19 protein-coding genes are annotated in these 17,490 nt (G+C 65.9%); 8 read left to right on the top strand and 11 right to left on the bottom strand.

Going from position 1 to position 17,490, the window contains the following annotated elements; all coding sequences use genetic code 11:
* Window positions 1–142: 142 nt before the first annotated feature.
* Window positions 143–598, bottom strand: coding sequence for a nucleoside deaminase (locus C0V72_RS09835; RefSeq protein ID WP_101793953.1), 456 nt, complete (start codon window positions 596–598; stop codon window positions 143–145).
* A 117-nt stretch (window positions 599–715) separates the two neighbouring features.
* Between C0V72_RS09835 and rpmB the strand changes: the two genes are divergently transcribed.
* Window positions 716–1,003 carry a 50S ribosomal protein L28 gene (rpmB, locus tag C0V72_RS09830; RefSeq protein ID WP_101793952.1) on the top strand — a complete coding sequence of 96 codons (288 nt, stop codon included), beginning with the start codon at window positions 716–718 and terminating at the stop codon, window positions 1,001–1,003.
* Window positions 1,004–1,037: 34 nt separating this feature from the next.
* Here rpmB and C0V72_RS09825 read toward each other — a convergent pair whose 3' ends face one another.
* The 3 genes from C0V72_RS09825 to xseA are packed head-to-tail and all read right to left on the bottom strand — an operon-like array spanning window position 1,038 to window position 3,830.
* Complete coding sequence (locus C0V72_RS09825; RefSeq protein WP_101793951.1) at window positions 1,038–2,102, bottom strand: esterase-like activity of phytase family protein; 1,065 nt, start codon at window positions 2,100–2,102, stop codon at window positions 1,038–1,040.
* A 24-nt stretch (window positions 2,103–2,126) separates the two neighbouring features.
* On the bottom strand, window positions 2,127–2,330 hold the full coding sequence (locus tag C0V72_RS09820; protein WP_101793950.1) for a DUF2093 domain-containing protein: 204 nt from the start codon (window positions 2,328–2,330) through the stop codon (window positions 2,127–2,129).
* Between the two features lie 24 nt (window positions 2,331–2,354).
* Window positions 2,355–3,830: an exodeoxyribonuclease VII large subunit gene (xseA, locus tag C0V72_RS09815; RefSeq protein ID WP_172438981.1), complete on the bottom strand. Its 1,476-nt coding sequence runs from the start codon at window positions 3,828–3,830 to the stop codon at window positions 2,355–2,357.
* 148 nt (window positions 3,831–3,978) lie between these two features.
* Here xseA and purD point away from each other — a divergent pair, with 148 nt between their 5' ends.
* A complete protein-coding gene (gene purD / locus C0V72_RS09810) occupies window positions 3,979–5,247 on the top strand; it encodes a phosphoribosylamine--glycine ligase (RefSeq protein WP_101793948.1) in 1,269 nt (422 codons plus the stop codon).
* Between the two features lie 215 nt (window positions 5,248–5,462).
* Here purD and C0V72_RS09805 read toward each other — a convergent pair whose 3' ends face one another.
* The 5 genes from C0V72_RS09805 to C0V72_RS09790 are packed head-to-tail and all read right to left on the bottom strand — an operon-like array spanning window position 5,463 to window position 9,678.
* On the bottom strand, window positions 5,463–6,821 hold the full coding sequence (locus C0V72_RS09805; RefSeq protein WP_172438980.1) for a DUF3526 domain-containing protein: 1,359 nt from the start codon (window positions 6,819–6,821) through the stop codon (window positions 5,463–5,465).
* Window positions 6,821–7,993 (bottom strand): DUF3526 domain-containing protein, encoded by a 1,173-nt coding sequence (locus C0V72_RS09800; RefSeq protein ID WP_172438979.1) that lies wholly within the window; start codon window positions 7,991–7,993, stop codon window positions 6,821–6,823. Before C0V72_RS09800 ends, C0V72_RS09805 begins: the two co-directional genes overlap by 1 nt.
* Window positions 7,990–8,250, bottom strand: coding sequence for a hypothetical protein (locus C0V72_RS16415; RefSeq protein WP_172438978.1), 261 nt, complete (start codon window positions 8,248–8,250; stop codon window positions 7,990–7,992). The genes C0V72_RS09800 and C0V72_RS16415 overlap by 4 nt, the downstream gene beginning before the upstream one ends.
* A complete protein-coding gene (locus C0V72_RS09795) occupies window positions 8,247–9,383 on the bottom strand; it encodes a TonB-dependent receptor plug domain-containing protein (protein WP_101793946.1) in 1,137 nt (378 codons plus the stop codon). The genes C0V72_RS16415 and C0V72_RS09795 overlap by 4 nt, the downstream gene beginning before the upstream one ends.
* Complete coding sequence (locus C0V72_RS09790; RefSeq protein WP_101793945.1) at window positions 9,325–9,678, bottom strand: TonB-dependent receptor plug domain-containing protein; 354 nt, start codon at window positions 9,676–9,678, stop codon at window positions 9,325–9,327. Before C0V72_RS09790 ends, C0V72_RS09795 begins: the two co-directional genes overlap by 59 nt.
* 107 nt (window positions 9,679–9,785) lie before the next feature.
* On the opposite strand from C0V72_RS09790, the gene C0V72_RS09785 reads away from it, so the two are divergent.
* From C0V72_RS09785 to C0V72_RS09775, 3 genes are read left to right on the top strand one after another with little or no spacing between them, the layout of a single operon-like run.
* A complete protein-coding gene (locus C0V72_RS09785; protein WP_101793944.1) occupies window positions 9,786–11,162 on the top strand; it encodes a PepSY-associated TM helix domain-containing protein in 1,377 nt (458 codons plus the stop codon).
* On the top strand, window positions 11,159–12,460 hold the full coding sequence (locus C0V72_RS09780; RefSeq protein ID WP_143704562.1) for a hypothetical protein: 1,302 nt from the start codon (window positions 11,159–11,161) through the stop codon (window positions 12,458–12,460). The genes C0V72_RS09785 and C0V72_RS09780 overlap by 4 nt, the downstream gene beginning before the upstream one ends.
* Window positions 12,375–13,181, top strand: coding sequence for a TonB-dependent receptor domain-containing protein (locus C0V72_RS09775; RefSeq protein ID WP_172438977.1), 807 nt, complete (start codon window positions 12,375–12,377; stop codon window positions 13,179–13,181). The genes C0V72_RS09780 and C0V72_RS09775 overlap by 86 nt, the downstream gene beginning before the upstream one ends.
* A gap of 159 nt (window positions 13,182–13,340) precedes the next feature.
* Here the strand turns inward: C0V72_RS09775 and ung are convergent, their stop codons facing one another.
* The gene (gene ung, locus C0V72_RS09770; protein ID WP_101793941.1) at window positions 13,341–14,027 is read right to left on the bottom strand and encodes a uracil-DNA glycosylase; all 687 of its coding nucleotides are present in this window, start codon (window positions 14,025–14,027) and stop codon (window positions 13,341–13,343) included.
* Window positions 14,028–14,109: 82 nt separating this feature from the next.
* Here ung and C0V72_RS09765 point away from each other — a divergent pair, with 82 nt between their 5' ends.
* The 3 genes from C0V72_RS09765 to C0V72_RS09755 are packed head-to-tail and all read left to right on the top strand — an operon-like array spanning window position 14,110 to window position 16,003.
* On the top strand, window positions 14,110–14,730 hold the full coding sequence (locus C0V72_RS09765) for a ribonuclease D (RefSeq protein ID WP_101793940.1): 621 nt from the start codon (window positions 14,110–14,112) through the stop codon (window positions 14,728–14,730).
* A gap of 35 nt (window positions 14,731–14,765) precedes the next feature.
* On the top strand, window positions 14,766–15,437 hold the full coding sequence (lptC, locus tag C0V72_RS09760) for an LPS export ABC transporter periplasmic protein LptC (protein WP_172438976.1): 672 nt from the start codon (window positions 14,766–14,768) through the stop codon (window positions 15,435–15,437).
* On the top strand, window positions 15,434–16,003 hold the full coding sequence (locus tag C0V72_RS09755; RefSeq protein ID WP_101793938.1) for an LptA/OstA family protein: 570 nt from the start codon (window positions 15,434–15,436) through the stop codon (window positions 16,001–16,003). The genes lptC and C0V72_RS09755 overlap by 4 nt, the downstream gene beginning before the upstream one ends.
* On the opposite strand, the gene C0V72_RS16615 is transcribed toward C0V72_RS09755, so the two are convergent.
* Window positions 15,997–17,400: a sugar transferase gene (locus C0V72_RS16615; protein ID WP_101793937.1), complete on the bottom strand. Its 1,404-nt coding sequence runs from the start codon at window positions 17,398–17,400 to the stop codon at window positions 15,997–15,999. The two genes, C0V72_RS09755 and C0V72_RS16615, sit on opposite strands and share 7 nt — an antisense overlap.
* Between the last annotated feature and the right edge of the window lie 90 nt (window positions 17,401–17,490).

The following is a 17,490-nucleotide window of genomic DNA, read 5'->3' as shown; positions in this document are numbered from 1 at the left end:
GTCCAAAATCGAAATCCCCATAGCTCAGCGCATGCGGCCCGCAGGTTCGGGCACCGTCGACTTTCCGACGCCTCACGGCGTCCGAAACTCTAAACGATAGCGGTATGGCAGCTTTCAGGAGAAAAATTGCAAAAGCTGCCGCTCAGCGCCGCGCCCTGAAAAACCCGCGCAAAAGTTCCGCTGCCTCCGCCTCGCCCATGCCGCTGTAGACCTCCGGGCGGTGCAGGCATTGCTCCTGCTCGAACACCCGGGCACCATGTTCGACCGCGCCGCCCTTGGGATCGCTGGCGGCGTAATACAGGCGGGCGATGCGCGCATGGGCGATGGCGCCGGCGCACATGGCGCAGGGCTCCAGCGTGACCCACAGCTCGCACCCGGTCAGGCGTTCATCGCCCAGCGCCTGTGCGGCGCGGCGGATGGCGAGGATTTCGGCATGGGCGGTGGGATCGTGCAGCCCGCGCGGGGCATTATGCGCCTCGGCGATGATGACGCCATCCTTGACGATGACCGCGCCGATGGGCACTTCGCCCGCTGCCGCAGCCGCCTGTGCCTCTGCAAGGGCACGGTGCATCGGCAAGGGAAGCGGCCAGTGGGTCATCGTCCTCCGGCTAGCCGGGGCGCGGGGCGAGCGCAACTTGCTTGACGATTCGGGTCAGCCCCGTTATGCGCGCCGCTTTCCCGGATCACACCCGAACTTTACGAGAAGAGACACACCATGTCGCGTATCTGCGAACTGACCGGCAAGGGCCGCATGACTGGCCACAATGTCAGCCACGCCAACAACAAGACCAAGCGCGTGTTCCTGCCCAACCTGCAGAACGTGACGCTGATGAGCGAAAAGCTGGAGCGCAGCTTCAAGTTCCGCGTTTCGACCCACGGCCTGCGCTCGGTTGAGCACAATGGCGGGCTCGACAACTGGCTGCTCAAGACCAACGACGAAAAGCTTTCGGCCAGCGCGCTGAAGGTGAAGCGCGAGTTGGTGAAGGCACAGGCCGCCGCCTAAGTCGCCACTGCCTTTCGGGGCAGCGATGATTCGATCAAGCGTTCGGGCGACCGGGCGCTTTTTCGTTTGCGGGAAGCAGGCCTGCCGCCGGGTTCCAGTCGAACCGCACCAGCAGGCTGCGCTGAAACAGCGAGAAATTATCGTCCGCGATCAGCCAGATCGCGCCTCTCGCCGGGTCTTCGGCGGAAGGGACAAAGGCGATCCCTTCAAAATTGTCAGCAAAGATTCCGCCATCAAGCCGCTGGATCACCTGCGCGCGCCACGGCTTGCCCGCCCGGATCGTCTGAGGATCGGCCAGCGCAATTGCGGTATCGAACCGCGCGGGGATGGCATATTCCACCCGCCGCAGCAGGATCAGCACCCGCCCATCGGGCAGCTGGGTCGCATCGACCGGATCGTAATCGGCGGGCGCGGCCAAGCTGAAGGTCACGGGCGTGCCGCCCTCCACCGGATCGCCTTTGAACAGCAGCGACGGGTGATAGGCATCGCCCCCGCGGCCTCGCCCTTCCGCGATCACGACAAAGCGCCCGTCAGCCAGGCGCACCATTGTTTCGGGCCCGCTGTTGATGCTCCATTCCGCCATTTCGGGGGGCGCGCGACTGGCCTTGGCGCCGCCTGCCCCGAAGCGGGCGATCAGATTGGCATTCTCGAACCCGGCCCACAGCGTGCCTGTGTCTGGATCGCGGGCGAGCGATTCCAGGTCGATGATTTCATCGCCATCGGCGGCGCGCAATCCCACGAAGCGAAAGCTGCCAGCAACCGCGCGCGGGGTGCCGCCCGGCAGGTCGAGATCGAGCAGGAAGCCCCGGTCACTCCCCGCGATGAGGCCCGCCGACCCCTTGGCGACGAGCGCCGAAAAGCCGCCGAACCAGCCATGCGGCGACGTCAGCTCCCACGCGCCTGTCAGTGTCAGTTCGCCGCTCACGCCGCTGCGCTCGGTCATGGGCGTGACCGTCACCGCGGCGGCATCGCTGCGCGAGCTGACCGGGGCGCGGACGAAGGTGCCGGGGCCCAGCCCGATGATGACCAGAGCTAGAAGAAACAGACGCAGCATCCGCCCGCGCCCATCGGGCCTCGCATCCGGGCCGTCAACCGCCATGGCGGCGATTATGGCGACGATGGATCAGGCGAGGCCGAGCAGGCGGCGCGTGGCGATCTCGCACGAGGCATAGGCCTCCTGCCGCTCGGCGCTCCAGTAACGCAGTTCGGGCAGGGGTATCGCCTCGGCTGTGACGGCGCAGATCACGTGGCTTCCGGGGCGCAGCACACGAAAGCCTGACGGGCCGTAGTAGAGTTTGGCGAGCTTGTCGGACGGGGTCATCAGCATGGTCTGCCTGATAGCACTGTGTGGCTAACCGAACAAATCATCTTGGACAGGCGGGGTTGGGGAAGCGGGGCGCGCAGCGGCACGCACGGGCTTGGGCGGGCTGGCCGGGGTGGCCAAGGCCGGGGCCGGAGCTGGGGCCGGGCCAGCGGGCACAGCGTCCAGCGTGCCATCGCGGAATTGCAGCCTTAGCGCCGCCTCGCCTGCCGCCGCAGCGCGGGTGGTCAGCGCTTTGCCGCCCGCATCGCGGATGATCGCATAGCCGCGCTCCAGCGGCTTTTCCGGGTGGAGTTGGCTCATCACGCGGGTCAGCGCGGCCAGCCGGTCGGTACCTTGCCGCAGGGGCCGTTCCACCAGCGCAGGGGCAAGGCGCGCGCGGTCAAGCCGGCGCTGCGCCTCGGCCGCGCTACGGGTGAGCAGGCTGGGCGACAGCCGCGCCGCCACCCCTGCCAGGCGCTCGCGCCCCTTGGCCGAACGATCGCCGAGTGCACGGCGCAGCCGTTCGGACAGATCATCGAGCCGCTGGGCTTGCGGTTGCAGCAGGTTTTCAGGGCGCGGCAGCATCCGCACCCGCGCCGCGAGCCGCTCGCGTCCCAGCTCCACCGGACGATAGACAGCGCGCCGCTGACGGGCGGCGAAATCGGCAAGGGTCAGGGCGAGGTCGGCGCGCACCGGCACCGCCATTTCCGCCGCCGCCGTGGGCGTGGGGGCGCGGCGATCAGCGGCGAAATCGGCCAGCGTGGTGTCGGTTTCATGCCCCACCGCCGAGATCACCGGAATGGTGCATTCGGCAATCGCGCGGACCACCACTTCCTCGTTGAAGCTCCACAAGTCCTCGATCGACCCGCCGCCGCGGGCGACGATCACGACATCGGGGCGCGGGACCGGACCGCCGGGCTGGAGGGCCGAAAACCCTCGCACGGCGGCGGCCACTTGATCGGCCGCGCCCTGACCCTGCACCAACACCGGCCAGACCAGCACATGCGAGGGAAAGCGATCCGCCAGCCGGTGGAGAATATCGCGAATCACCGCCCCGGTCGGCGATGTGATCACCCCGATCACCTGCGGCAGATAGGGCAAGGCGCGCTTGCGGCCCGCGTCGAACAGCCCCTCGGCCGCCAGCCGGGTGCGGGTCTTCTCCAGCAGCGCCAGCAGCGCGCCTTCACCCGCCAGTTCCAGCGAATCGATCACGATCTGGTATTTGGAACGCCCCGGATAGGTGGTGAGCTTGCCGGTCGCGATCACCTCCAGCCCGTCTTCGGCGCGGAAGTTCATGCGCGCGGCATTGCCCTTCCACATCACCCCGTCGATGACCGCACCTTCATCCTTCAGCGCGCAGTAGAAATGCCCCGAGGCCGCCCGCTTCACCCCCGACAATTCCCCGCGCAGCCGCACAAAGCCGAAGCGATCCTCGACCGTGCGCTTCAGCAGCGCGGAAACTTCGCTGATGGTCAGCGGCTGGGCATTGTCGCCCGGGCGGGTGTCGGCAATCATGTCTGACATGGGCGGGGCTTTCATGTGCCGATTAGCTGTGACCAAAGGAATGCGGCCCTTCGACAGGCTCAGGGCGAACGGATAAGGGGACCGTTCAATACCCGTTCGCGCTGAGCTTGTCGAAGCGCCGTCCTCACTTTTGCGCGAGGTTTCGCCCATGAACATCCTTCTCCTCGGCTCCGGCGGTCGTGAGCACGCTCTGGCATGGAAGCTGGCGCAATCCCCCAGCCTCACAAAGCTCTACGCCGCCCCCGGAAATCCGGGCATCGCGCAAGAAGCGGAGTTGGTGGCGCTCGACGTGACCGACCACGCCGCGGTGATCGCGTTCTGCGCGGAACGGGACATCGCGCTCGTCGTGATCGGGCCGGAAGCGCCGCTGGTGGACGGGCTGTCGGATTCGCTGCGGGCAGCGGGTGTGCCGGTGTTCGGCCCCTCGCAGGCGGCGGCGCAGCTGGAGGGCTCCAAAGGCTTCACCAAGGACCTGTGCACCCGCGCAGGCATCCCGACCGCCGGCTACGTGCGCACCGCGTCGCTGGAGGACGCCCGCGCGGCGCTCGCCCGGTTTGCGCCGCCTTACGTGCTCAAGGCCGATGGGCTGGCGGCGGGCAAGGGCGTGGTGATCGCCGAGACGCTGGCCGAGGCCGAGGCCGCGCTTGCCGACATGTTCGGCGGCGGGTTCGGGGCGGCGGGCGCTGAGGTGGTGATCGAGGAGTTCATGCACGGCGAGGAAGCCAGCTTCTTCGCCCTGACCGACGGCACCGCGATTGTCCCCTTCGGTTCGGCGCAGGATCACAAGCGGGTGGGCGATGGCGATGTGGGGCCGAACACCGGCGGCATGGGAGCCTATTCCCCCGCCCCGGTGCTGACGCCGGAATTGCAGGCCCGCGTCATGGCCGAGATCATCGAACCCACGGTGCGGACGATGCGCGAGGAGGGCAATCCCTATTCCGGCGTTCTCTTCGCAGGCCTGATGCTGACAGCGGACGGCCCCAAGCTGATCGAATACAATGCCCGCTTCGGCGATCCCGAATGCCAGGTGCTGATGATGCGGCTGGAGAGCGATCTGACCGCGATCATGCTCGCCTGCGCCAAGGGGGCGTTGGCGGGGGTGGAGCTGTCCTTCCGCGACCAGACCGCGCTGACCGTGGTGATGGCGGCGAACGGCTATCCCGGCACGCCCGAAAAGGGCGGCGTGATTGCGCTGGACAACGCAGAGACGAACGGCGCCAAGGTGTTCCACGCCGGAACCGCGCTGACAGATGGCGCGCTGGTGGCCAATGGGGGGCGAGTGCTGAACGTCACTGCGACCGGCGCAAACGTCACCGAGGCGCAGGCCCGCGCTTATCAGGCTGTCGACGCGATCACCTTCCCCACCGGCTTCTGCCGCCGGGATATCGGCTGGCGGGAAGTTGCGCGGGAAGCCTAGGGCGAGCCCGAAGCCTGACCGTCGGCTTCGACGGCGTTTCAGCCAACAGCCGAAATTCTGAAACCGATCCCGTTTGCGGCGTTTCCGTCATCCCAGCGAAAGCTGCGGCTTAGGGCATCATCGGAGAATGCTGGCCCGGTGTGGTGGGTTGGCACTTACGAGCCGCTTGCAGCCTATCGCGCCGGCGGTCGGCGAAATTGGCTCAATGCGTTGCACTATGCAAGGCGCAGGCGCCGGTATCGACGAAGCGCGGTCGCCAAAATGACGATCGTAATCATGAGGGTCCACAATACCCCCAACCAACCGGGCCTCGGGCTAGGTGGCGGCTGAAATGTCGGCAGGGCATCGTGGTCCGCCAGCGTGAACAGGCGGTTGTTTGCGATGCCGCGATCAAGCGCCGCTTGATAATCGGAAAGATAGCCGAATGCGGCGCCCTTCAGAGTGCCATAGGTTTCGACATCTGTGCCGGCGATCTGCGCCAGCGTGTTTGAGACCATCATCGGCGGCGATAGCCATTGCGCCTGCCGAACGGCTCGCTGCTGGGCGGCAAGTTGTAGGTCGAAGGCGTCGCTCAATGGCCGGATGGCGCGATCATGGGCAGTGCTGATGCGCTGATATTGTGCGATCACATCTTTCACCCGCTGGAGCTCTGCTAGGCCATCGGTGCCGTGGTCGTTCTTGTAGGTCTCGGTCGCCTGCTGTTCGGCGCGTCGGCCTTCGATGATCTGTGCCATCCGCGAGGACGGGGGGTTGAGCGCCTGCGCAGCACTGTTGATCAGCGGCGGGGCGGCGAAAACCAGCAGGATCCAGGCAGCGATCAGGATAAAGGCCGAGGTTTCCGCACTGACCCGCAGCGCATTGATCAGCAGGATCACCGCCCACCAGAAGGCGATACCCGCCAGAGCCACGCTGACCCACAGCAACGCTGCTTCGGTCCGCGCCGGGTCATTGGGGCCGATCAGAAGCAGCGCCAGCGCACCAAGCACCAGCGGCACTATCACCAGCGCCAGCCGGTTGATGCTGCGCGCCGCCACCAGCCGCCCGACCCCGCCCGCCTGCGCTGCGATCAGCCGCAAGGTGCCGCTGTCGCGGTCGCTCGCAAGCATCCCGTATCCGAGCGCGATCAGCAGCAGCGGGGCCACCACGATAGCGACAAAGCTGAGGTCGATCCGCCCGCGCTGGAGCCTTTCGGGATTGTCGATCTGGTAATTGCGGAACAGCGTGTCGGCGCGGTAGCCCATCCGCACCTCGGCCATCGCGGGTTCGATGTCCGAACGCCCGATGGTGAAGTCAGCGAGCACCGGCACGGGATAGGCGAAGGAACGCTTCGCGGAGTAGGGCGCGTCGGCAGAATCCCCATCGGTCCAATCCGGCCCAGCGAATCTGGCGCGGTATTCGGCCTGCTCGGCCTGCGTGCGGTCGAGGAAGGCGCTGCGGCTTTGTTCGAGATGGTCGATCCAGCGCGCGCCGTTGCCGACCGCAAGGCCCGTTACGGCCAGCCCGATCACCAGCACCAGCAGCGCCAGCCGGTCGCGCAACAACAGGCGCAGATCGTGGAGCAGCAGCCGGGCCATTACAGCACGCCCCGTGCAAGGCGCCGGCCAGCGAACATCAGCAGCGCTGCTCCGGCAGTGCACCATGCCAGCAAGATGGCGAGGTCGAACAGCCATGCCGGGGCCAGCGCGAGCGCCTTGGGCTGGGCGTAGTTGAAAACAGGCACCACCTCCCACAGCCGCCGGTCGGCATTGTAGCCTTCATAGGTCTTGCCCGCGCCGTTCGTGATGAGATCGGCATTGAGCTGGTCGACCACCAGTCTCCGGTGCGCCTCGGCGGCATCGGCGAAGTGGCGATGGTGGGCAAGATCGGTGCCCGCGAGCCCCGCCGAGACATTCTGGAATGCTGTGAGCGGCGAGACGAGGCTAGCCAGCCGCATCGCGCTGCGTTGGCTTTCACGTTCGGCATTGAGCTCGGCAAAGCGGCGGTCGAACACCTTGTAGCCGTAGCGCTCGCTCGCATCGAGCGAGATGCCCGAGTAGCTCACCGGCAGATCATCGACGCTGGCTGCTCCATATTGCTTAAGCGTCGCCGCTTCGAGCTGGGCTGCGCGAGTCTTGCTGTCGGCATCGCCGGGCAGGCCGTTCTTGTAATCGGCGTCCATCTGCGCCCAGAAGGTGCGCGCATCGGGTGTGGGGGCGATCATGTCAGCTAGCGTTCCGCCTAGGCGCGGGCCAAGCGGTACTGCCACCAGCCACACCCCGGCCAGCACCAGCAGCGCCCGGTCGTTTCGCCCGGCGAGCGCCGAGACGGCGACGCCAACGGCCAGAAACAGCGCCAGATAGAGACCATACGCTCCGCACAGCAATGCCAGCCGGAGCGCCTGATCGGCGCTGAAGGCAGCCGGAGCCAGCAGCGCCGCGGCCACGCCCGCCACGGCCAGCGGGGCGATCAAGGCGAGCGTGATCCGGCCCAGACTGCCTGCCTTGGCCCGGACAATCGCTTCGGCGCGCGCGCCCGAGGCCAGCATCAGTCGCAATGTGCCCCGCTCGCGCTCGCGCGCCACAAGGCCCGCCGCCAGCACGAAAACCAGCAGCGGAGCGAGCGTCTGGAGCACCCAAGCGAGGCTGAACTCGCCCAGATCAAGCGCCGCAGCGCGATCCTCGACCGGGCGGCCCGTGCCGGTGTTGCGGCTGTGCGCCTCCAGCCAGATCGCGGTCGGGGCGTAGGGGGTTACGCCCGGATCGATCACCGCCGTGGGGTGAGCGGCCGGAACGCCCAGCTGGCAAAATGCGCCGCGCCATGCGGATTCTGCTCGCCCTGTTCGAGCCAGGTCTGGCGGTCGCCGGCTTCGGCGGCGCGGCGGTCGGCTTCGTGGCTGGCGATCCGCTGCCATGACAGCGCCAGCGCCAGCGCCAGCAGCGCCAGCACGATCATCAATGCCGAAGCGATCAGCAACCGCCGGTCACGGATGAACTCGCGCCAGTCCTTGGCGGCAATCGCGCTCATGCCGCGCGCTCTGTCATGTGGGTGAGGTAAAGCTTGTCGAGTTCCTGTCCGCTCAGGCTGGCAGGGTCGATCAGGTCGACCATCCGACCCTGGCGCATGATCCCGATTAGGGTGGCGGCATCCTTGGCCCGGAAAATGTCGTGAGTGGAAATCAGCAGCGCCGTGCCGCCAGCTGCGGTTTCACGCAGCACTTCGACCAGATCATTGGCCGCCGCCGGATCGAGGGTTGCTCCCTCGGTCACGCTGCGATCGCGGATCTGGTAGTAGTCGGCCCCGATCAGCAGATTGTGCTGCGCTCCCAGCCATTCACCCTTGATCTGAACGTTGGTGTCTGTCGACCAGACGTTGGCATTGGTGGTGATCGGAAAGATCAGGCGTTCGGCCACCCGTTCACCCGGATCGAGCAGCGGGAAGATGTAATTGGTGAAGCGGCTGTAATCGCGGTAGCCGGTGACGTGATTGAGCACGACATTGTCCGAGAATTCGTGCCGCACAATCAGCTTGGCACCCAGCGTTTCGACATTGTCATCAGGCAGTCCCGGCTCGCCGAGGAACCGCTCGCGCGGGATGACGCCGTTGGGATTGGCGCGAAGCGTGCCGTCAGCTGGAAGGTAGGGCACCAGGCGGAAATTGTCCTTCTGGTAGGAGCCGAGCAATGTGATCTTGGTGCCTTCGCGCGGGAAGAAGCTGATCGCCGGGGCGATGTAACGGCGGTTGTTGAAGGCGGTGTCGGCCAGATCGTCCTGATTGCGCAGGAAGCCGGTCAGCCGCGCGGCGACCTTGCCCTCGCCATCGAGCGCATCGGTGACGTCGAAGCCGAGACGCAGCCGATCGAGGCTCCCGCCCGATACCATGACCTCGCCCGAAGGCTTGGCGCGGGGCCGGCGCGAGACCGAATTGACGATCCCGCCGGGCTGGGTCGAACCATACAGCACCGATGCTGCCCCGCGCAGCACTTCAATGCGTTCGAGGCCATAGGGTTCGGGATTGACGTCGATGTTGAAGGCCTGCTGACGCGTGCCGTCCACAAAGGTGCTGCGCAGGTAGGAGAAGCCGCGGATCGAGAGGTTCTCGTCAACCGCCGCTCGGCCATTGTTGCCGCTGTAAACCCCCCGGCACGAATCGTAGCGCATCGGTGATCGTGGTGACTTGCGTGTCGTCAAGAAACTGACGGGTGACGACGCTGGCCGAAATCGGTGTTTCGATTAACGGGACATTGGTCTTGGTGCCGATGGCGGCGCGCTCGGCCCGGTAGCTTTGGGTGCCGGGCAAACGGGCGGTCACGATGATCTCGCTGCCGGCAGCGCTTTCTTCACGCGAAGCCGACTGATCGGCTTCGGCCTGCTGTGCCAATGCCGGTGATGCAATGACGAGCGCGGCGGCGCTCGCTGCCAATCGCAGATGCGCCCGGATGGAAGTTTTCGACATCGTTCGCGCCCCTGCTGTCAGAGTGAAACACGATACGTTATATCATTGTTATTTGTCTAGAGTTTGCATATCGGCAGCTTTGATCCGGAGCGCGGAAGGGGCAGGGGATGGTCGATACACGTGCAAGCCAGCCCCACCCCGAGGCCGCGCTGTGGGCGCTGCATTTCTGGGCCAGTCTGCTGGTGCTCCCGATCCTGTCACTGCTGGCGCTGACTGGTTCAGCCTATCTGTTTGAACGCGAGATCGAGGATGTGCTTGACCCGGCGACACGGTTCGTTGCCCCTGTAGCTGAACCGATGCAGACCAGTGCGCTGATCGCAGCGGCGCTGGCGCACCACCCCGGCACCACCACGCGCGTGGAAACCCCCGAAGCTTCTGATCGCCCTGTGCGGGTGTTCATCACCACCGCCGAGGGCGCCGCGCGCATGGTCGTGCTCGATCCTGCCGATGGACGCGTGGTAGCGACGTTCGATCCCGGATGGATGATCGGCGCGCTGGCAAAGCGACTTCACGGCTCGCTTATGCTGGGCAGCGCCGGGCGGTTCGCGGTTGAACTGGCGGCGTGCTGGACGCTGGTGATGCTGATCACCGGACTGTTCCTGTGGCTGGGCAAAAGGCGCAGGCAAGGGCGCGGGTGGCTGCCGGATTTTCGCGCAGGTGGCCGTGCATGGTGGCGCGACGTGCACGCCGGGGCGGGCCTGGGCTTCGGTTTGCTGATGGGTTTTTTGGTGCTCACCGGCCTGCCTTGGGCGATGGTCGAGGGCGATGTGGTGCGTAAGGCCGTGACAGTCGCCCGCATCGGTTATGCCGGGGCCGATGCGCCTCCCTCCAGCAGCGCGCCGCACGATCATCATGGTGAGCTTGCGAGCTGGACGATGCAGGGGCAGCCGATCCCGGCCTCGGACGATCCCCACGCCACGCATCGGTCGCCCGCGCCTGCCGCTTCCACCGGCACGCTGCCTTCCGGCGAGGTGATCGATAGCATCATTTCCCAAGCCCGTTCCCGCGGCATTGCGCCGGGCTTTGCCTTGTCGCTGCCCTCTGGCCCGACCGGCGCGGTGGTGGTCGATGTCTACCCCGCCCGGCCCGAAGACCAGCGGGTCATGTATTTCGATCGCTATTCCGAAGCACTGATCAAGGATGTCGGATACCAGCAGTATGGCTGGGGTGCGCGCGCGGTAGAGACCGGGGTGCAGCTGCACATGGGCCGCTATTTCGGGTGGCCCAATCAATACCTGATGCTGCTTGCCTGCCTCGCTGTAATCGCAATGGCCGTTTCGGGGATCGTGATGTGGGCGCAGCGGCGCGGCAACCGCCGCCTTGCAGCCCCGCCGCTGAGGCTGCGCGGTCTGAGCATAGGCGTGGTCGCCACCTTCGCTTTGCTGGCCTGCGTCCTGCCCGTGTTTGGCGCATCGATTGTGGCTGTGCTGGTTGCACAGCGCGTGGTTGCTTGGCGGCGACAAACCTTGCCGGAGGCAACATGATTACTTCCACTTTGCTATCAGCGTTGGGCATTGCAGCGGCAATCCCTGTCCCGGCCGATCAAACCCAGCAACCGTCGCCACCCGACACTGCCGCTCCAGCCGCGCCCGCTACGCAAGATGCGGTCCAGACCGTTGCGCGCCCCCGCACCGACAATATTGCGCTGGTGAATCGCTCGGAAGAGAACGTCATCACCCAGGCCTCGGACGCCTTCGGGACGAGCGTGGGGGACGAGACGATCGGTCTCTACAGCGGCGGCAATGTGCGGGGGTTTTCCGCCTTTGCTGCGCAGAACGTGCGGATCGAGGGGCTCTATTTCGACAATCAGGGCCCCCTCAGCGATGCGGTGCGCGCCGGATCGACGATCCAGGTCGGCATTTCTGCGCTCGGCTATCCGTTTCCGGCGCCGACCGGGATCGTCGATTTCTCGCTGCGGCGCAGCGCTGACAAGCCGGTGGTCAGCGCCCGGACCGGCTTCGGCGATTTCTTCGCGCCCTTTGCCACGGTCGATGCTGCGCTGCCGCTGGCCGGCAATCTCGATCTCAATGTCGGCGCAGGGGTGGAAGAGTTCGTTTACCCCGACGGGGCCGATTTCTGGTTCGTCCGCTATGGCGGGGTTGCGCGCTGGCGGCCTGCTGACGGCGTGGAGTTGACCGGCTTCTACAGCCGCTACGACTATTTCGACGAGCAACAGACCCCAGTGGTTTTCACCGCCGGCGCTTTCCTGCCCAAGCGCATCGCCCGCAATCGCTTTGTCGGGCAGGAATGGGCCGACTGGGCGGGCCATTCGCAAAATTTCGGCGGCATGGCGAAGATCACGCGCGGGGGCTGGCGGATTGGATTGGGGCTGTTCTCCTCGCGCTTCACCATCGACCAGTTCGGCGCGAACTTCTTTGCCAATACGCAAGCTAATGGCATGGCTGAGCGGCAAGTGTTGCTGGGCCGCGATCAGGTGACGCAATCCTACTCGGGTGAGCTGCTGGTCGAGCGCGAGTTCACAGAAGGCCCGCGCCGCCACCGGCTGCTCGCCTCGGCCCGGTTCCGGCAGGTTGACGACGATCTGGGCGGCTTTGCTTTCCGCAGCCTCGGCCCCGGGATGATCGATGTCGCCGATCCTGTTGCCGAGCCCGGCGTCGCCTTCGGCGCGCTGACCCGCGACGAAATCCGGCAGGAGACCGGAGCCTTGGGCTATGCGATACAGTGGAAGGGGCTGGGTGAGTTCAATCTGGGGGGTGCAGAAGACCCGCTACCGCAAAGAAGTGCGCGCGCCCGGTCTTGCTCCGACCGCCAACGAGGATAGCCCTATCCTGTGGAACGCCTCGGCCGCGCTCACTGCGATCGAGGGCATTGCGATCTATGCCGCTACCACGCGCGGGCTGGAGGAAAGCGGCACTGCGCCTTCCTTTGCCGCCAACGCCAACCTCACCTTGCCCGCCTTACGCACCCGGCAGGTCGAAGCCGGGGTGCGCTGGACGCTGGCAAAGGATGTCAAGCTGATCACCGGGCTGTTCGACGTGCGCCGTCCCTATTTCGAACTCGATACCGACAATGTTTTCCGCGTGCTCGGCGACGTGAAGCACCAGGGCGCGGAGATTTCGCTGACCGCCAAGCCGGTGGCGGGGCTCAATGTGGTGGCCGGTGCGGTTCTGATGCGTCCGCGCGTGACCGGCGAGGCGGTGGAGCAAGGCCGTTTGGGCGAACGACCGCTGGGCCGGGTGGGCACGACGCTCGATCTCAGGATCGATTATCAGCCCCCCGCCTTCGATGGCCTGTCGGTCGATCTGGGCATCAACTACACGGGTGACCGAGCGGCGCGGATCGACAACACGCTGTTCATCCCCGAGCGCGCGATTATTGATCTCGGCACGCGCTACCGCTTCAAGCTGGGCCGCACGCCTGCCGTGCTGCGCGCGCAGATCGCTAACCTGACCAATACCTTCGGGTGGAACGTCACCGGCGGTGGGGGCTTCCAGTTCATCGCCTCGCGGCGGTTCAACTTGTCGCTGTCGGCGGATTTCTGAAATCTGCCTCTGAGGTGAGTTGGCCACACCAGTCTGCGCGCCGACGCTTCAGAAAAGGCGCTGTGCCTCTGCAAAGCAGCCGTTCAACTCTCCACCCAGAAACGGTCATCCCGGCCATCCTTTGCACACCCCAAAACCCGCCATCCGCGGCGGCGCATCTTACACCTGCCAGTCTATCGTCCCCCGCCCGGCCCCTTCCAGAAAGGCGTTGGTCTGGCTGAACGGGCGTGATCCGAAGAAGCCGGTGTAGGCTGACAGCGGGCTGGGGTGGGCGGAGGTCAGCACCAGATGGTGAGACGCGCGGGTTAGTTGTGGCACCCGGCTGGCCTTCTTCTTCGCATGGCTGCCCCACAGGATGAACACCGTCGGCGCCTCCCGCGCGGCGACGGCTGCGACGGCCGCATCGGTGATCGCATCCCACCCGCGCCCGGCATGGCTCCCCGCCTGCCCCGCCTCGACCGTCAGGGTGTTGTTGAGCAGCAGCACGCCTTGCCGCGCCCACGGGGTCAGATCGCCGGTCTGCGCGCGCGGCAAGCCCAGATCGGCCTCCAGCTCCTTGTAGATATTCACGAGGCTGGGCGGAGGCCGCACACCTGCTTGCACCGAAAACGCGAGGCCATGCGCTTGCCCCGGCCCGTGATAGGGGTCCTGCCCCAGGATCACGCAGCGCACTGCATCCAGCGGGGTCAGCGCCAGCGCAGCGAGCCGGGTGCCGCGCGGTGGATAGATCACCTTGCCCGCAGCTTCCTGCGCCGTCAGCCACCCGCCAAGCCCCCGCGCTTCGCGGCTGGCCAGCACCGGTTCCAGTGCCGGGCGCCAGCTTTCAGGGATCGTTTCATTCGCCATCACGGCGCAGCCTACACGCGCTGGCGCATGCTGCACCACTGGGGCCTTCCCCTCTTTCCCCAATGCGCGTAGGGCGAGCCCCATGGCAGTGCATTTTCATGAAGAAGACCTTCCCGCAGGCGTCCTTACCGGCAGCAGCGCCATCGCGGTCGATACCGAGACGATGGGCCTCATCACCCCGCGGGACAGGCTGTGCGTGGTGCAGCTTTCGGACGGGAGCGGCGATGAACATCTGGTCCGCTTCGGCCCCGGCAGCGCCTATGATGCGCCCAACCTGAAGGCGGTGCTGGGCGATCCGGCGCGGGTGAAAATCTACCATTTCGGCCGGTTCGATCTCGCCGCGATCCAGCATTACCTTGGCGTCATGGCTGGGCCGGTGTTCTGCACCAAGATCGCCAGCAAGCTGGTGCGCACCTATACCGACCGGCATGGCCTCAAGAACCTCGTCGAGGAACTGCTGGGCGAGAATATCTCCAAGCAGCAGCAATCCTCCGATTGGGGCGGGCCGGTGCTGTCCGATGCCCAGCGCGATTACGCGGCGTCTGACGTGCGCTACCTCCACCGCCTGCGCGACGAGCTGACCATCCGGCTGGAGCGCGAGGGGCGGATGCATCTGGCGCAGGCCTGTTTCGATTTCCTGCCCGCCCGCGCGCTGCTCGACATCGCCGGCTGGGCTGAAAACGACATCTTCAGCCACATGTAAGCCCCCAGTCAGGACACCGCAGGCACACCCGCATCATGGCTCTTGCCCACACCAGCATGGAAACCAGCGAAGCGCAGGCCCTGCGCAGCCGGCGGCAGACCTTTGCTGCGCCGGGTGGCTCGCATGACCGGCTGGTGCGCATCCTTGCCCGCGCACTGCCGATGGGCGTCGGGGTCATGGCCGCGCTGATGATCATCACCCCGCTGTCCCCGCGCGGCGAAGTGAGCTTTTTGCTGGATCGCAACAAGGTGGCGATGATCGACGAACGGCTCAGCGTCGATAACGCGATGTACCGGGGGCGCGACAATGACGGGCGCCCGTTTTCCCTGCTGGCAGGACAGGCGGTCCAGCGCTCTGCCGCCGAAGGGCTGGTGCGCATGAACGATCTGGTCGCGCAATTGCTGCTGACCGATGGCCCCGCGCGCCTGAGCGCAGGCGGCGGCATCTATGATATCAATCAGGAAACCGTGGCCGTCGATGGCCCGGTCCGCTTCACTGCGAATGATGGCTACACGATGATCGCCAGCGGTGTCTCGGCCGACCTGAAGGCACGCACCATGCAAGGCAGCGCTGGGGTGGAAGGCGAAGTGCCGGCCGGCACCTTCTCTGCCGAAACGCTGCAAGCCGATCTGGGTGCGCGCACGCTCACGCTTGAAGGCAAGGTTCGCTTTACGATGATCCCCGGCCAGTTGAGGATGCCGCGATGACCGATAACCGCCGACCCCTCGCCCGCCTCGCGCTTGTCTGGGGCGCGGGCGGCTTTGCACTTGCGGCTGCGCTGGCAGGCGGGATGGCCCTTTCCGCACAAGGCATCGCCCGTCACGATTCGCGCGCGCCGGTAACCTATGATGCGGGCAAGTTCGTGCTGGATGACCGCGCCAATCAGGCGACCTTCAGCGGCGGCGTGGTGGTCAATCAGGCCGGTCTCAGGATCCAGTCCGACCGGATGCTGGTCAACTTCACCGATGCCGGACAGCTCGAAATCCAGCGCATCACCGCCACCGGCGGGGTCATCATCACCCGCGGTGATGAACGCGCGAGCGGCGATAATGCGGTCTATGATTTTGGCCGCCGGATCATCACGATGTCAGGCAGCGTGCGCCTGCGCCGGGGCACCGATACGCTCAACGGCGGGCGCTTGGTGATTGATCTGGACAGCGGCATTTCCACCATCGATGGCGCGGCCGCCGGGGGAAGCACGGCTGCGCCGGGCGGACCGGGCCGGGTCACGGGCACCTTCGCCGTGCCGCAGAACCGCACCAACAATCAGTAAGCATTCTCGTGCCGCAGCACCATTACGGTGCGCAGCACAATGCCGATGTCACGCCGCAGCGACCAGCCGGCGATATATTCCAGATCGGACTGGAGCCGATCGGTCAGGTCTTTTTCCACCTCGGTCGCGCCGCGATGTCCGCGCACCTGGGCCAGCCCCGTCAGGCCGGGCTTGAGGCAGTGACGCTGCCAGTACTGGCGGTCAATATCCCAGAAATACTTGTTGTTGGCGCGCGATCCCAGCGCGTGCGGACGCGGGCCGACAATCGACATGTCGCCCTTCAGCACGTTGATGATCTGCGGCAGTTCATCAATGCTGGTACGGCGGATGAAGGCACCGATGCGGGTGATCCGGTCATCGTCGCGCGCCGCAGACCGATCGCCCGCGTGATCGAGCTTGTCTTCGCGCATCGAGCGGAACTTGAACATATCGAAGAACTGGTTGCCACGTCCCAGACGGCGCTGCACGAACAGCACCGGTCCGCCATCTTCCAGCTTGATGGCGACTGCCACCGCGATCAGCAGCGGCGACAGCACCAGCAGCGCCCCGCCCGCCACAGCCACGTCAAAGCCGCGCTTCAGGATCCGGGCTCGCAGGCCCAGCGGCCCGGTCGACACGACCAGCGTGGTCCGGTCGAGCGCGTCGTAACGATGCACCCCCACCGCGCCGAGGCTGTGGGCCGGCTCGCTGACGATTTCGCCGTAGACGCCCGCACACTTCAGCAAGAACGCCCATTCCTCGCGCCGCTCGCGCGGGCAGCTGACCACCACCTTGTCCTGATTGCGCAGCAGCTTGCCCAAGCGGTCGAGCATGAAAGGATCATGGCTGCCCGGATCAAGATTGTAATCAGCCGCCGAGATGCGCTCTGCTCCGGCAAAGGCAAAGCTTGATCCGCCATCGTCGATCACCAGCCGGTTGGTCACGCGCCCGCCCCAGCGCCACATCACCAGCGTCGCCACCACGCGGCGCAGGGCCACCAGCATCACTGCGGTAAACACCAGACCCAGCGTCACCGCGGCGCGGGAAAAATCATCGTTCGATTTGGTGTAGAACGCGACAAAGTTGATAAGGCCAGCCGAAATCACCAGCGCGATCAAAGCCTTGCGGGCGGCGAACAGCCAGTCGCTCAAGGCTGTCACACCATAGGTGCCGTTATAAAGCGCAATCGTGAAAAAGCCCGGCAACAAGGCCTGCGCGGCCAGCATCGCGCGCGGCTGTGCCCATTGGCCTTCCCATATCAGGGCCGCAAGCGCGAAGCAGAAATTGAACACCGCACCATCGGCAATCAGCATGGCGGCATAGGCGCGCAGACGCCGCCGTTCCAGCGACGGGGCGAGCTTGTGGTCAACGGACTGATGCCTGACGGCTTCCAGTAACTTTGGCGTGATGCGATTCATCTGAGACCTTCCCCCAAAGGTGCGACCCCTCGTGGCAGACCTGATTGGTGTATTACAGGTAAAAACGCAAATTGTGCGACTGCGAAATGC

Source organism: Porphyrobacter sp. TH134 (assembly GCF_002855495.1).
In the GTDB taxonomy this organism is placed as follows: domain Bacteria; phylum Pseudomonadota; class Alphaproteobacteria; order Sphingomonadales; family Sphingomonadaceae; genus Erythrobacter.
This window is presented reverse-complemented; position numbering and strand designations above follow the sequence as displayed.